The 15,506-nt window shown below is 57.3% G+C and carries 10 protein-coding genes; 8 read left to right on the top strand and 2 right to left on the bottom strand.

Annotation, left to right across the window (positions count from 1 at the left end; all coding sequences use genetic code 11):
• Positions 1-58 precede the first annotated feature (58 nt).
• Together chrA and serC are read right to left on the bottom strand one after the other, a co-directional pair.
• Positions 59-1,264, bottom strand: a complete 1,206-nt coding sequence (gene chrA, locus RBR60_RS02385) for a chromate efflux transporter (protein WP_320354148.1) — start codon at positions 1,262-1,264, stop codon at positions 59-61.
• A gap of 234 nt (positions 1,265-1,498) precedes the next feature.
• On the bottom strand, positions 1,499-2,587 hold the full coding sequence (gene serC, locus RBR60_RS02380) for a 3-phosphoserine/phosphohydroxythreonine transaminase (protein WP_320354147.1): 1,089 nt from the start codon (positions 2,585-2,587) through the stop codon (positions 1,499-1,501).
• 359 nt (positions 2,588-2,946) lie between these two features.
• On the opposite strand from serC, the gene RBR60_RS02375 reads away from it, so the two are divergent.
• The 8 genes from RBR60_RS02375 to RBR60_RS02340 form a co-directional block, all read left to right on the top strand.
• Positions 2,947-5,988: a PEP/pyruvate-binding domain-containing protein gene (locus tag RBR60_RS02375; protein WP_320354146.1), complete on the top strand. Its 3,042-nt coding sequence runs from the start codon at positions 2,947-2,949 to the stop codon at positions 5,986-5,988.
• Positions 5,989-6,119: 131 nt separating this feature from the next.
• Complete coding sequence (gene hisD, locus RBR60_RS02370) at positions 6,120-7,421, top strand: histidinol dehydrogenase (RefSeq protein WP_320354145.1); 1,302 nt, start codon at positions 6,120-6,122, stop codon at positions 7,419-7,421.
• Positions 7,422-7,674: 253 nt separating this feature from the next.
• Positions 7,675-8,100, top strand: coding sequence for a MarR family winged helix-turn-helix transcriptional regulator (locus RBR60_RS02365; protein ID WP_320354144.1), 426 nt, complete (start codon positions 7,675-7,677; stop codon positions 8,098-8,100).
• A 5-nt stretch (positions 8,101-8,105) separates the two neighbouring features.
• Positions 8,106-9,446 (top strand): MATE family efflux transporter, encoded by a 1,341-nt coding sequence (locus RBR60_RS02360; protein ID WP_320354143.1) that lies wholly within the window; start codon positions 8,106-8,108, stop codon positions 9,444-9,446.
• 174 nt (positions 9,447-9,620) lie between these two features.
• Positions 9,621-10,145, top strand: coding sequence for a MarR family winged helix-turn-helix transcriptional regulator (locus RBR60_RS02355; RefSeq protein ID WP_320354142.1), 525 nt, complete (start codon positions 9,621-9,623; stop codon positions 10,143-10,145).
• A gap of 96 nt (positions 10,146-10,241) precedes the next feature.
• On the top strand, positions 10,242-11,297 hold the full coding sequence (locus RBR60_RS02350; protein WP_320354141.1) for an efflux RND transporter periplasmic adaptor subunit: 1,056 nt from the start codon (positions 10,242-10,244) through the stop codon (positions 11,295-11,297).
• Positions 11,297-14,416, top strand: coding sequence for an efflux RND transporter permease subunit (locus RBR60_RS02345; protein ID WP_320354139.1), 3,120 nt, complete (start codon positions 11,297-11,299; stop codon positions 14,414-14,416). The genes RBR60_RS02350 and RBR60_RS02345 overlap by 1 nt, the downstream gene beginning before the upstream one ends.
• A 78-nt stretch (positions 14,417-14,494) precedes the next feature.
• Positions 14,495-15,506: TolC family protein (locus RBR60_RS02340; protein WP_320354138.1), on the top strand; the 1,012-nt coding region annotated here is incomplete at its 3' end.

Genomic DNA, 15,506 nt, shown 5'->3' with positions numbered 1-15,506 from the left:
TCCGGAGGTTTTCGGAAAACCCCGCTCTTTTGTTTGTCAGAAAAGTGGGTAAAGAGTTTCAGAAGAAAAGGCTCATTCCCCATCCCCCGAAACCCGCCCCCAGTACCACCAGCCAGGGTGGCAGCTTCCAGAACATGAGGGCGATAAAGGCGATGAGGGCAAGACCGAAATCCTGGGGTCTGAAGATGGCGCTGGTCCACACCGGCGTGTAGAGGGCGGCAAGGAGAAGGCCCACGACAGCAGCGTTGATGCCCGCAAGGGCGGTTTGCATGCGGCGGCTGCGGCGTAAACCTTCCCAGAAGGGCAGAGCACCGAAAACGAGAAGAAAGGAGGGCAGAAAAATGGCCCCGAGGCAGAGGAGGCCACCCATGAGGCCGGATGGGACTTTCTGCATGGATGCGCCGAGGAAGGCGGCAAAGGTGAAAAGGGGGCCGGGAACGGCCTGGGCCGCACCGTAGCCCGCAAGAAAGGCGTCTCCGCTTACCCAGCCCGAAGGCACTACAGCTGCCTGAAGGAGGGGCAGCACCACATGTCCGCCGCCAAAGACGAGGGAGCCTGCGCGGTAGAAGGCGTCGGTCATGGCCAGGGCCGGATGGGAAAAGAGGCTGGCCAGGAGGGGCAGGCCCCCGAGAAGGAGGAAAAAGAGGAAGAGAAAAAAGAAGCCCGCCCTCCGGCCCAGGGTGAGGGGCAGGCTGTCCTGGGCTGTGGCGGCCTGGGCTTTGAAGAAAAGGGCGCCGAAGAGTCCAGCTGCAAGAATGACAAGTACCTGCCCCAGGGCCGTGGGAAAGAGCAGCACCCAGCAGGTGGCAAGGGCCATGATGCTGATTCTCAGGGTATCCGTGCACAGGCTTTTGGCCATGCCCCACACCGCATGGGCCACCACGGCCACGGCCACGATCTTGAGACCGTGGAGAACGCCCGGAGAAAGCATATCCCCGTAGTGGGAAATGCCCAGGGCAAAGAGGATGAGGGCGAACGCCGAGGGCAGGGTGAAGCCCAGCCAGGCGGCAAGGGCTCCGGTGTAGCCCGCCTGGGAAAGGCCGATGGCAATGCCCACCTGACTGCTGGCAGGCCCCGGAAGGAACTGACAGAGGGCCACGAGGTCTGCGTAACTTTTTTCCGTCAGCCATTTGCGCCGACTGACAAATTCCTCCCGGAAGTATCCGAGATGGGCGATGGGGCCGCCAAAGGAGGTGAGGCCAAGGCGCAGGAAGATGAGAAAGACGGTCAGAGGGCTGCGATTCTGAAATTTTTTGTCTGTCATGGGCATTTTTTCCTTTCGGGGTTCAGGAAAAAGGGGTGGGGTAAGGGCCTTAAGGACTTTAAAACTAAGGTCTTTAAGGACTTTAAAGTCTTTAGCGTCCTTAAGGATATTTTTTTCCTGAGGACTTCCAACACCTGCTCGAACGTCTCCATTCTGCCAGACCTACCCAAATCTACCCAGGAAAAAGGGGGAAACCCCCTTTTTCCTGGGCCTTTCTGCTTATACCTGCCTTTGTCAGCCCATGCGTCTTTCAAAATCCTGCATAAAGGCTACAAGGCTTTCCACGGCATCCATGCCCGTTGCGTTGTAAAGGGAAGCCCGGCATCCGCCCACACTTTTATGCCCTTTGAGTCCGCCAAGCCCTGCGGCCAGGGCCTCTTTTATGAAGAGGGGCTCGAGATCGTGATTTCTGAGCCGGAAGGTCACGTTCATCAGGGAGCGGTCTTCTTTGGCGGCGGTGCCTGCGTAGAAATCTGTGGCATCGATGGCTCCGTAAAGACGATCCGCCTTGGCCCGGTTCAGGGCCGCCATGTTTTCAAGCCCGCCGATGTCCTTTTCCAGCCAGGCCAGCACCTTTTCCGCCACATAGATGCCGAAGCAGGGCGGGGTATTGTACATGGAATAATGATCCGAATAGGTTTTGTACCGCAGCAGGGTGGGCATGACGGCCTCCGGGTTCCATCCGAGAAGATCTTCCCGGATGATGACCAGGGTCAGCCCCGCAGGCCCCATGTTTTTCTGGGCTCCGGCGTAGATCAGCCCGAATTTTTCCACGGGAACGGGCCTGCTGAAGATGTCCGAGCACATGTCGCAGACAAGGGGAATACCATGGGTATCCGGATAGGTCTGCCACTGGGTGCCCCGGATGGTGTTGTTGGAGGTGATGTGCACATAACGGGCTTCAGGGTCAAAATCTGCGGTTTTGGGAATAAAGGAAAAGGCCTTTTCTTCGGAAGAGGCGGCGTAGCGTACTTTTTTACCGAGAAGGATCGCCTGCTCAAAGGCCTTGGTGGCCCAGGTGCCGGTGTTGATGTAGTCGGCCCTGTCTTTTTCGCCAAGAAGGTTTAAGGGTGCCATGGCAAACTGAAGGCTGGCCCCGCCCTGAATGAAAAGCACGCGGTAGTTGTCTGGCAGGCCGAAAAGTCGTCTGGCCCGGTTGCGGGTTTCGGTCAGCACCTCACCGAAAAGATCGGATCTGTGGCTGATTTCCAGGATGGACATGCCCGATCCCCTGAAATCCAGCATTTCCGCCTGCACTTCCTCCAGAACGGACAGGGGCAGGGCCGCAGGGCCTGGGTTGAAATTGTGGATGCGTCTGGTCATGAAAAACCCCCTTTCGGGATGGAAACCGTTTTAAAGGAAGGCGGTTCCGGGATGGGTTCTCGTGCATCGCGGAGTTCTTTTGCGTATCCGCTGAAATGGGAAAGGGTTATCCACGCAAGGGAAGGTCTTGTCAATATCCCTATGGGTGGGGGGGCAAGAGGAGGCCTTGGCGTGGGCGGTATTCCCGGAAATCTGAGAAGGGGGATTGGGTCTTTTAAGGAGGAATCGCTGCCATGGGCCTAGCGCGGGATTTCTCTTCCCGCCAGGTTTTGCTCTGGAACAGGCCGGAGGGGAAAGGCGTTGCCTCGTGGCTTGAAAGGACGGTATGATGGGTCACTTAATGACAGCCGGAGGATTCCATGCCCTTTTCACGAAAATACTGGATCAGGGAGTGCATTCTGCTTCCCACCCTGCACGAAGCCCAGGCGGAGCGATACCGGAATTTCCGGATCTTTCTTGAGGGGCATCGCGAAATTCATGCGCAGATGGCAGAGCTGGAGCAGATGTATTACGACACCCGACCTTTCACCCTGTCTGCTGTGGAAGAAAGGGCGGAGGCGCTTTTCGCTACCTTGGAAGGCATGGTGGAGGCCCTGCGTCGTCTGTCCTGGACGGAGACGGATCTTTCCCTTCTTCCTGTGGAAAGTCTCCACAGGGCAGCGCGGGAAGCCCTGATCCCTCCGGCTGGCAGAGCTTCCGATCCGCTCATTCTCGGGCTGGACGACATTTCTGCGGAAAGAGGACGCGCAGTGGGAGGCAAGGCCGCCCATCTTGGGGAAGTGAAACGGCATCTGGATCTGAGGATTCCCCGGGGCTTTGTGCTGACGACCCGGGCCTGGCATCTTTTTCTCGGGGAAAGCGGACTGGCCGGAGAAATCGGAAGATACATGGCAGGGATGGACGGGGAAAATCCACTGATTATGGAAGAAACCTGCGAGAAGATTCGTGCGCGTATTCTTGAAACGCCCTTGCCCGAGGCCATTGTTTCCGCCCTGAAAGGGGCGGTGGCGCGTTTGGCTGCGGACCGTGAGGGGCTTAGCCTGGCTGTGCGGAGCAGCGCCATGGGGGAAGACGGGGAGGCCTCCTTTGCGGGGCAGTACCTTTCCGTTTTGCATGTTGCGCCGGAAAAGATCGCTGAAGCCTGCAAGCGGGTCATGGCCAGCGTTTTTACTTCCGCAGCCATGGCCTATCGCATGGCCCAGGGTCTGGATTACCGGGAAACGCCCATGGCCGTGCTGATTCTGGAAATGGTGGAACCCCGGTTGAGCGGGGTGCTGTATACGGCGGATCCCCTGGGGCGTGAAAGGGCGAGAATATGGGTGAGCGCCCTCTGCGGGCTGGGAGAAGGCCTGGTGGGAGGCCGCCTTTCGCCCCAGTTTTCCTGGGTGCTGGAAAAAGAAAGTTTTTTGCCCCATGGCGAGGGCGCTGAGGCGGAAAGGCCCCTGCTCCGGGAACTCTGGGAAATGGCTTGTCGTCTGGAAAGCCATTTTGGCAGGCCTCTGGATGTGGAGTGGGCGGTGGATGGAAGGGACAGGCTTTTTCTTTTGCAGGTACGCCCCCTGCACCCGGCTCTGGATCCGGGGGAGGGAGGGGGAAAGGGAGAACCTGTGGAAGCCCGGCTGCGTATGGAAGGGGGACGTTGCGCGGCTGCGGGTCTTGCTTCCGGTCGGGTATGGGTTCTTGAAAATCCGGAAAAAGTTTCAGAAATTCCTGATTTTTCAGAAGATACCATTCTGGTGATTCCCTGGGCATCCACCGCCGTGACCCCCTGGGTGAGGAGGGTAAAGGGCCTCATTGCGGAAAAAGGGGACATGGCCTGCCATCTGGCCTCTGTGGCGCGGGAGTTCGGGGTTCCGGCGCTCTTTGACTTATCTGGCGCCACAAAGATTCTGGGACAGGGCGAGCCCATCACCCTCTGGGCCAGTGGTCAGAAGGTGTACGAAGGCATTGCAGGCGAGGCCCTGACCACGGCCCTGACCCAGGCAGCCCCTCTTTTTGCCAGCCCTTTGCGCCTGCGCATGCAGATTTTTCTGGATCTCACGACGCCTCTGACCCTGGAGGGGGATGCGCCTGAGGCCTGGAGTTGCCGTACGGTGCACGATATTGTCCGGGTCTGCCATGACATGGCCTTGAAAGCCATGCTGCGCTTTGGTGCGTCCACCGAGGCGTCGGCCAATGCCGTTCGGCTCAGGCTCTGCCTGCCCTTTTCCCTCCTTGCCGTGGATCTGGGCGGGGGCCTGCGTTTCGGGCTCACCTCCTGCGATGAGGTGGACGCCTATGATGTGACCAGCCGCCCCTTCCGGGCCCTGTGGCGGGGGCTTACCCATCCGGGAATTCCCTGGAACAGGCCGGATTCTGGATCCGCCAAGGGAGCGGAAGAAATTGAGGGGGGATTTTTTGAAGAAACCGAGGGAAACTCTCAGGGTTATCTTTTTGTTTCCGAAGATTATCTCAACCTCAGCGTGAGTTTTATGGGGCTTTTCGTCACTCTGGACGGACTGGCCTCGGACAGGCCGGAGGACAATTACATTCACCTCCAGATCGGTGGGGGAACTGGGGCTTATTTTGACCGATCCCTGCGCATCCGCTGCATGGCCCGGGTATTGGAGCGCATGGGCCTTGAAACCCGGGTGCAGAGTGATTTTGTGGAAGCTCTCCTTACGGGTCAGGATGCGGATACGGGGCATGGGATTTTCGAACAGCTTGGTCGTCTTCTGGCTGCGAGTCGCTGGCTGGATGGGGATCTTGAAGGTCAGGGAAGAATCGATACGCTTGCCCAGGCCTTTATGGATGGCCAATATGAGCGGCTCTGGCCGACAAGCCAGGAGACGCCCGAGGGCTTTTACCGTGTGACGGGAAACTGGAAAAGGGCGGAGGAAGGCCTGCTTCAGGAAGGGACTGGTTTTGGTTCCTGGTTTGCGGCAGGGGTTTCCGGAGCCATGGGGCGTTTTCTGGGCAGGCGGTACCAGGATTTTCTTGATGCCATTGGCGCATATTACTATTTCCCCCTGCTCGTGGCCCGTAAAAGCCGCATCCGGCAAGGGGTCGTCCGGGTTCAGGTAAAACCCCTGGGCGGCCGGATTGACCAGGCTGGGGGGCTGGCCTTTGGCATCCGGGATGCGGATAATTATTTTGTTTTCCGCATCAATGCCCTGGAAGATAACGCCATTCTCTTTGAATTTAAAAACGGCAGGCGCATGGAGCGGGCGCGCGTGGACCGGCCCGTGGAATCGGGGGTGTGGAAAACCCTGGGCGTGATTCTGGAAAGAAGGCGGATTCGTGCCTTTCTTGAAGAAGAGGCGGTGATGGATTTTGAGGCTGACCGTGAGCTTGTGGGGTATCTTGGCCTGTGGACGAAAGCGGACAGCGTGACCCTGTTCAGGGATCTGTATTGGACCTGAAAAGGGAAAAAAAGGCCTTCTGCTTACACAAAAGATCATTGTTGTGGTATGAAGGCCTCGTTTCATCGGATCTGAGGAAATCGGACGGAAAAAGAAGACAAAGATCAACCCATCCAGGCGAGATAATTCCTATGGAAATGTTGCAATATCCCTCAAAAGAGGCGGAAGCCCGGCTTCAGGCCATTGTGGCCAGAGGGCTTGGTGAAACAGAAGACATGACGGCCCAGGTGGCCCGGATTCTTGAAGAGGTCCGGACCCGCGGGGATGCGGCGGTTCTGGAATATACCCGCCGTTTTGATGCCCCGGATCTGGCGGAAGATGCCCTTGCCGTGAGCGAGGCGGAGATGGACGCTGCGGAAAAGGCCGTCAGCCCTGCCTTCATGAAGGCCCTGGACCGGGCCGTGGAGCAGATCGCCTCCTTCCACAGAAGGCAGGTGCAGAATTCCTGGATTGACACCCCGAGGGACGGGGTGATGCTGGGCCAGCTTGTGAAACCCGTGGATGCGGCGGGGGTCTATGTTCCCGGCGCCACCGGCGGCATGACCCCCCTTGTGTCTTCCGTACTCATGGGCGGTATCCCGGCCCGCATCGCAGGGGTGAAAAGGCTCATCATGACCACGCCTCCCATGGCGGACGGCTCCGTGAACCCGCATCTGCTGGTGGCGGCCCGGAAGGTGGGCATCGACACGGTGATCCGGGCGGGCAGCGCCTGGGGAATTGCGGCCATGACCTGGGGAACGGCCCAGGTGCCCAGGGTGGATGTCATTGTGGGGCCGGGCAATATCTGGGTGACCCTTGCCAAAAAGCTGGTGTCCGGCACCGTGGGCATTGACATGATCGCAGGGCCTTCGGAGATTCTGGTCATCAGCGATGGCTCTGCCCCTGCGGCTTATGCGGCGGCAGACCTTCTGTCCCAGGCCGAGCATGATCCCCTGGCTTCCGCCATTCTGGTCACCCCGGATGGGGATTTTGCCCAGAAAGTGAAGGCCGAGCTGGAGATCCAGGTGGCCCGTCTTCCGCGACGGGAAATTGCCGAGGCTTCCCTGCGGGATTTCGGAGCCATCCTTGTGGTGGATACCCTGGAGCAGGCCTTTGAAGTGTCCAACCGTCTTGCGCCGGAGCATCTGGAGCTGCTCATGGAAGAGCCCCTGTCCTGGATCGGAAAGGTGCGCAACGCAGGGGCTATTTTTTGCGGCAGCCATACGCCGGAACCCATGGGGGACTATATCGCAGGCCCCAACCACGTACTGCCCACCGCAGGCACGGCCCGTTTTGCCTCGGCTCTCGGGGTGGATCATTTTGTGAAGAAGACCAGCCTCATTTCTTATACGCGGGAGGCTTTTCTGAAGGAAGCTTCCGATGTCATGCACCTTGCGGGCATTGAGGGGCTTGAGGCCCATGCCCATTCCGTGCGGGTGAGGCTGGAAGAATAGGGATCAAGGCCCCTTGTGGGCCTTTGATGAGATCTTAACAAAGGGCGCATCCCCTGTGGGCTGCGCTTTTTTTGTTTCAGGATGCATAAAAGGGGAGGGGCGGAGACCATGGGGTTTTTCCTGTGGGGGGATCTGGAAGGTCTTTTGATTTATGGATTGGGATGGCTTGGACTTCGGGAGAAGCTCCTTTGGGGAGCTTGACAGGGGAATTTTTATTAGTTAGGCTTACTAACAAAAAGGGGAGAGGAGGGACATGGATCTCACAAAGAGTCTTAAAAAACTGGAATCACACATGTGGCAGCTCTGGCGGGAGATTGCCCGGGAAAGCGGCAGCCTGGAGCTGACGCACAGTGAAATGGTTTACCTCTATGCCCTGATGGCAGAGCCTGGAGGTATGCGCCTTACGGATCTGGCTCAGTCCATGAAGGTGAGTAAGGCCTCGGCCAGTGCCATGACGAGAAAACTCGAAGGCCGGGGATATCTGAGGCGCATTCCCTGTCCTGAGGATGGGCGGGCCACCCTTCTCCAGGCAACGGAAAAGTCCTTCAGTCTGGAAAAGGAAGAAGACAATGTTTACAGGCGCACGGCAAAGGCCTTTGAAAAGGCCCTGGATGCGTCGGAGTACCAGGAATTCTGTCGGCTGATGGCCAAGGGATGTCCTGTAATCAAAAGGGAATAGGCATTATGAAGATAGAATCCAGAAACATCGCCCGGGTTTTCCGGCACTACACCCTTCCTTCTGTGGCGGCCCTCATGGTGAGCGGCATGTATCAGATTGTGGATGGGATGTTCATCGGTCATTTTCTGGGCGTGGAGGGGCTTGCGGCCATCAACATGGCCTGGCCCTGGATCGGGGTTCTTTTTGGTGTGGGACTTATGGTGGGCATGGGAGGGGGCGTGCAGTGCGCCATTTTTCAGGGTGCAGGAGAAAGGGAAAGGGCTGGAGAAATTCTGGGACAGGGGTTCTGGCTTCTTCTTTTTCTGGGAGGCCTCACGGGCCTGCTGCTGATTCAGGGGAGCGCCTTTTTCCTGGCGCTTCAGGGGGCAAGGGGACCGGTGGAGGCCTTTGGGACGGAATACCTCCGTGTCATGGGTTTTTCCGCGCCTGTGGTGTTGGGCAGCATCGCCCTTCCCCTCTGGATCCGGAATCTTGGAGCCCCAAGGCTTGCCACCTTCTGCATTGTTACAGGTGCGCTGGGCAATATCGGCCTTGACTATCTTTTCATTGCCCACTTCGGATGGGGGCTGAAGGGTGCGGCCCTGGCCACGGTAGTGGCAGAAAGCCTCTCCGTTGCCATGGGTCTTTTTTTTATCCTGGGGTCTTACGGCCGGGTACGCCTTGGACACAGGCATTTCAGGCTTCGTCCCCGCCTCTGGGCAGCCATTCTGGGTGCCGGGTTTTCCAGTATGGTCATGTACCTTTACATCAGCTTTGAAATCCTCCTGCACAATACCCTTTTCATGAAATACGGCGGTGCGGTACAGGTGGCGGCCTTCGCTGTTGTGGGCTATGTGATGGCCTTTTACTACATGTTTGCCGAAGGGGTTGCCGGAGGCATGCAGCCCCTGGTGAGCCACTTTTTCGGAGCGGGTCAGGCGCGGGCCATCCGCAGGGTGGTTCGTCTGGGGCTTTGGGTGGTACTGGGCTCTGGAGTGCTGTTGACCCTTTCCCTGGTACTGTACCCCATGTGGGCGGTTTCCATTTTTGTGAAAGAAGATCCCGATCTCTTTGATGCAGCGGCTCTTGGCATGCGTCTGCACCTTTTTGCCCTTTTTCTGGATGGTTTCATCGTGCTGGCGGCGAGTTTTTTCCAGTCCATGAGCATGGCGCAGAAAGCCACTCTCATTGCGGTGGGTAACATGCTCATCCAGCTGCCCTTCCTGGCCTTTTTACCGAAAACCCTGGGACTTTATGGCGTGTGGCTGGCCCTTCCCCTTTCCAATATCCTGTTTTCTCTTCTGGTGTTGCTGCTCTTTATGCGTCAGCTGGAAGGACTGAAAAAACCGGGGTTTTTGGCTGAATGATGGGTAGGGAGGCATGCGAGGAGGCCGCAGAGCCTGAAGTTTAGGTTCTCGAAATATCCTTTGACAGTTCTTTTGGAGAGGCGTATGGGTATTTAGTTCAAAAATTGAAATTTTAAAGATCAGAAATAAGTCAGGATCGGAAGTATATCGGAATGGGAAATACATAGGGTCCATATGGAAGAGGATATTCTCGAAGAGCAGGTGGGTCGCCTTGTGGGCTTCATGGAGCAGATGCTCTACAGCATCCGGGTGCTGGAACAGAACTGTCTCAGCATTTTCATTGAAACGGGGGTGAGCCTGCAGGAGTTGCAGGTGGTGGTTTTTCTCGGAAAAAACGGGCCTTCCCGCATGGGAGACATCGCAGAGCATCTTTTTATCGGTGGCAGCACCCTGACGGCCATCATGGATAAGCTTGTGGCCAAGGATTTTGTGGTGCGGACGCGCTCCGAAGAGGATCGGCGCATTGTGCTGGTTTCCCTGGGACCGGGGGGAGAGCGGCTTTTCATGGATCACAGGGCCATCAAGGAACGCTACAGCCGGGACATTCTGGAGGTATTGGATGCGGATGAGCGTAGACAGCATCTGGAGCTCATGGAAAAGATCACAGCCCGCATCGGTCGTGGACGGATTGCCTCCCCCCTTGAAGGTACACGTTCCTTGCAGGAGGGAAAAGGCGTGGAGCCGGAGCCGGAAGCGTGAAGACATCCTGAGCCTGAAGTCCGTAAGTCCGGAATCATTGGACTTAAAAAAAGACGTCTATTTTTACGCATAACCTGGAACAAGGAGACATCCCCTGTGAAAAAATCTGCGCTGCTTGGATGTGGAATATGGTTTTGCCTGATCCTGGGAAGCGCCTATGCCCAAGGGCCTGCTGCGGGTGTGGTGCTGAGCCGGGTAAATGACGGTGTGGTGGCGGAACATGCGGAGATGATCGGCACCCTTTATTTTGAAACCGCAGGCCACCTTTCCGTGGAAGAGGGAGGCCGGGTGCTTTCCGTGCATTTCCGGGAAGGGGATAAGGTGAAAAAGGGGGATGTGCTGCTGCGCCTTGACAGCCGGGTGCTGGAAACCCAGCTGGGCCTGCAGCGGGCAAGGCTGGCCCAGCTGGATGTGCGCATGGAGCATAGCCGGAAGAATCTTGATCGCTACACCGAGCTTTTCCGTAAGGAAGCGACGAGCGAGGCCACCTATGATGAGCTGCGTTTTACCTATGCCGGTCTGGAAAAGGAGCGGGAGGCCCAGCTCCGGGAAATTGAAATTCTGAAAATCCGTCTGGAGAAATACGAAATCCGGGCACCCTTTGACGGCCTTGTGCTGGAAAAATCCGTGGATGTGGGAGACTGGAGCCAGCCGGGGCAGCCCTTTTGTCGTCTTGGAAAGCTCGATGAGCTTTTTGTTCAGGTGGCTGTGGCCGAATCCGTGGTGCGTTTTGCCGAGAAGGGTGCAAGACTCCCCGTGCTGCTCCATGCCTATGCCTTTGAGGGCACGGGGGTGATGGAAGGTATCCGGCCCGTGGCAGACCCCAAAACCAAAAACGTGGTTTTACGCCTGCGTTTTCCCTACACAGGTCCCCTTGCGGAGAACATGTCCGTTACGGTGCGGGTGCCGGTTTCGGAAAAGCGGGCCGCGATTCTGGCCCCCCGGGATGCCCTGGTGCGAAGCCCGGGCGGGGACGGGGTGTATGTGATTGAAGAAGGCAAGGCCCTTTTCATGCCCGTTACGGTGCTGACCTATGAGGGCCGCCAGATGGGGCTTCTGGCCAATGGCCTGAAAAGCGGCATGTCCGTTGTGGTGGAGGGCAATGAACGCCTGCGGCCCGGACAGGCCGTTTCTGTGCGGGGAGAACGCTGATGGATACCATTCGCTATGCCATTGAAAAGCCCATTACCGTGGCTGTGGCCGTGATTCTTGTGCTGCTCTTCGGTCTCATCGGACTTTCAAAACTCCCCAAACAGCTCACACCGGATGTGGAAAAGCCCAAAATTTCCGTGCGCACCACTTGGCCTGGTGCCACCCCCTATGAGGTGGAGCAGGAGGTCATTGAAAAGCAGGAAGAGGTGCTCAAGGGTCTTCAGGGTTTAGAGAAGATGGAAAGCGCTTCTTACAACAACTACGGGGAAATCACCCTTACCTTTCCCGTGGGCAGTGACCTGGATGCGGCCCTTCTGCGGGTTTCCAACAAGATGAACGAGGTGGGCAACTATCCCGACAACGTGCAGAATCCCTCCATCGAGGCTTCCGGAGCCCAGTCCAATCCCGTGATGTGGGTGATGCTGAAAACCCTTCCCGACAACCCGAGGCACATCAACACCTACCGCAGCTATTTTGAAAATGAGCTGCGCCAGTACATTGAGCGCGTGGAGGGTGTGGGTGCTCTTTTTGTGGGCGGGGGTACGGAAACGGAGATCCACATTGAGATTGATCCGGAGAAGATGGCCCGTAACAAGCTCACCATCGACCAGGTGACGGCCCGTATCCGGGGAGCCAATCGCAACGTATCCGCAGGAGTTCTCGGCATCGGCAAAAAGGATTACCGCATCCGCACCGTAAGTCAGTTCCAGACACCGGAAGACGCCCTGAACACGGTCATTTATGATGATGGTCTGAAACGGGTTTACCTGAGAGACATCGCCACGGCCTATTACGGCTATGAGACCGTGCAGTTTTCCGTGCAGCAGAACGGGGATGATGTCATTGCGCTTGGCATACGCAAGGAAGAAGGCGCCAATGTGGTGGATCTGGTGGAAAGGGTGCTGGCTGTCATTGACGACATGAACGCGCGGGTTCTCAAGGATCAGGGCCTGAAGCTGCAGTGTGTCTATGAGGATGCCTCCTATATTCTGAAGGCCATTGATCTTGTGAAGCAGAACGTCATGGTGGGCGGCATCCTCGCCATCATCGTACTGTTCACCTTCCTGCGCAGCGCCAGCGCCACCCTGACCACAGCCCTTGCCATTCCCGTTTCCATCATCGGCACCTTCATTTTTCTCTGGATCTTCGGCCGTAACCTCAACGTGGTGAGCCTTGCGGGCATCAGCTTTGCCGTAGGCATGCTGGTGGACAGCGCCATCGTGGTGCTGGAGAACATTGACCGTCACCGAAGCCTTGGTAAGTCCGCCTTCCGGGCCGCCTATGATGGCGCAAGGGAGGTTCAGGGAGCTATTTTTGCCTCCACAGCCACCACAGTGGCGGTATTTCTGCCCGTTATCTTTATTCAGGAAGAGGCGGGCCAGCTTTTCCGGGACATTGCCATTGCCATTACCTTTGCCATCCTTTTCAGCTTTCTTGTGTCCATTGCCGTTATTCCCACCATCATGAACCGCCTTTACGGATACGCCAAAAAGCCGGTTCAGGAAAAAAAGGGGCTGATCTATGCCTTTGGTGCCTTCATCCACCTGAACATCATGCGCATTGCGGGATTTTTCCTTCAGAACTGGATGACCCGGGTGTTCTGTGTGCTGGCCTTTACGGGCATTGCCCTTGCCATTGTCGTGGGCCTGGCACCCAAGGCGGAATATCTGCCCCAGGGCAACCGGAACCTTGTGATCAATATTCTTATTCCGCCGCCGGGCAGTTCTGTGGAAAAGCGCACGGCTGTGGGAGACTTCATCAAGGAGGAAACCCGGCCTTACTTTGAGGAAGAGTGGAAGGACGGAGTTCCCCGGATTTCCGACATCTGGTACGTGGGTACGGAGCAGCTGAGTCTTGTGGGCGCGGTCTCGGCCCATGAAACGGAAGCTTCTGGCATGATTCCCCTCTTCACCCGCATTATCCGCGAGATTCCGGACATGTTCGGGGTCAGCTTTCAGGCGGGGATCTTTCAGGATGATCTGGGCGGAAGCCGCACCATTGATGTGGATATCACGGGAGATAATCTCAATCTCATCATCGCCGCAGGCGGGCAGCTTTACGGATCCATCATGGGGGCCATGCAGGGCGCTCAGGTGAGGCCCGTGCCTTCCCTGGAAACGGCCTATCCCGAAGCCAATTTCATTCCCATGAAAGAGAGGCTTGCGGCCATCGGCCTTACGGAAAGCGATCTCGGTGTGTATGTGGATGTGCTCATGGACGGCAGAAAGATCGATGAATTCCGGCCTGAAGGGGATCGCCAGCTGGATATCGTGCTGAAAGGGCCAAAGGACAGGGCCCGCACTCCGGAGGCGCTGCTCAACATCCCCCTTGTGAACCCCCAGGGTTCCCTTGTGCGGGTGGGGGATGTGGCAAGCCTTGTCTATACCCAGGGCATGACCCAGGTGAACCATCTGGAAAGAAAGCGCCATGTACGACTTCAGGTGACCCCGCCGGACTCTATTCCCCTGCAGGAGGCCATTGATATTCTTTCCGAAGGCGTGATTCGTCCCATGCAGGAGGCGGGTAGGCTTCCCGGCGTGGAGATCGGCATCGGCGGCAACGCGGACAAGCTCACCCAGACCCGCAATGCCCTGCAGTGGAACTTTCTTCTGGCCGTTGCCATCACCTATCTGCTTATGGCGGCCCTGTTTGAGAACTTTTTTTATCCCCTCATCATCATGTTCACCGTACCTCTGGCCGCAGCCGGAGGGTTCATGGGCCTGCGTCTGGTGGATGCCTTTGTGGCACCCCAGGGTTTTGACGTGGTGACCATGCTGGGTTTCATCATTCTTGTGGGAACGGTGGTGAACAACGCCATTCTCATTGTGCATCAGTCCCTGAACAACGTGCGCTACGAGGGCTTTTATGGGGTGGAAGCGGTGCGGGAGGCGGTGCGTACCCGTATCCGGCCCATTTTCATGAGTGCCGCCACCTCCATTTTCGGCATGCTGCCCTTAGCCCTTTCCACGGGAGCGGGCAGCGAACTGTACCGGGGGCTTGGGAGCGTGATTCTGGGGGGGCTTGCCCTTTCCACGGTGTTCACCCTTTTTGTGATTCCCGCACTTCTCGCCTTTTTCATCGGTTTTGAGAAGAAACGGGATGACAGCGTTTTCACCTAAAAACCCCAAGGCGCATGGCGTTTTGCCATCTGAAGGCATGCGGCCATGAAAAGATGCGGAACATAAGGAAGATCTCCCATGAAAAGTTCTTTGCAGATATCCGGCATGAGGTGTTGCCTTTTTGCCCTGCTCCTTCTCCTTTCAGGACCGGCCCTGGCCTCGGAGGCAAACCGCTGCCTGGCAAACCTCATGGAGGCGGCTCTGGAGAACCGGGATATCGTGAAAATGTATGAAATCTCCCGGCGTCAGGCCGAAGAGGGGGTCAGGGAAAGGAAGGCGGCCTTTCTTCCCGGTGTGGATGCCTCCTACACGGCCCATCGCCTGAACGACAGTACCCTTTTTGAAAATGATGAAAATGCCGCATGGAAGATCGCGGCTCGGTGGAACCTTTTTTCCGGATTTCAGGATCAGAGTCTCCTTGCTGTGGCCCGCAGTCAGGTCGGGGTGCAGGAGGCCCTGATGGAAGGTCTGCGTCAGGATGTGCGGCTGGAGGTGGCTTTAGCCTTCCTTGGGGTACACCGGGCTCTGGCGGAGCGGGAAGTGGCCCAGAGTGCCCGTAACCTTTATCGTCAGGAATACGGGCATGCCCTGAGCCGCCACGGGGTGGGGGTGATTCGTAAAGCCGATTATCTGAAGATCAAGGTGGTGCTGGATGATGCGGAACAGGCCTGGATGCGGGCGGATGCGGCGGTGGCTAAGGCCATGAACCAGCTTTCCCGTACAACAGGGCTTTCACTTGGGCTTTCTGATCTGGATTTTTCCGATTTTGAGAACCTTCCTTCCCTGGAAAAGGAAGTGCTTCTGCGGGAGAGGATGCAGGCGGGCAGAAGTGAGCTGAAAATTCTTGCCCTTTCAAGGGACATGGCCGAAGAGGGGGTGCGTCAGGCAAAAAGCGCCTACCTCCCCAAGGCCGATCTCAGCCTTTCCCACGGGCAGTCTGCGGATAACTACGCCCTTTCCGACCAGGTGAAGGATGAGACCCGGCTGACCCTCTCTTTGTCCGTCAACCTGTTTGACGGTCTGAAAAAGCCCGCTGTGTTGGCCCGCAACCGGATGGCGGTGAGTCGTCTGGACCATGAGCGCCAGGAGG

Source organism: Desulfobotulus sp. (assembly GCF_034006065.1).
Lineage (GTDB): Bacteria > Desulfobacterota > Desulfobacteria > Desulfobacterales > ASO4-4 > Desulfobotulus.
The sequence above is the reverse complement of the archived record's forward strand: the minus strand, read 5'-3'. Positions and strand labels throughout refer to the sequence as shown.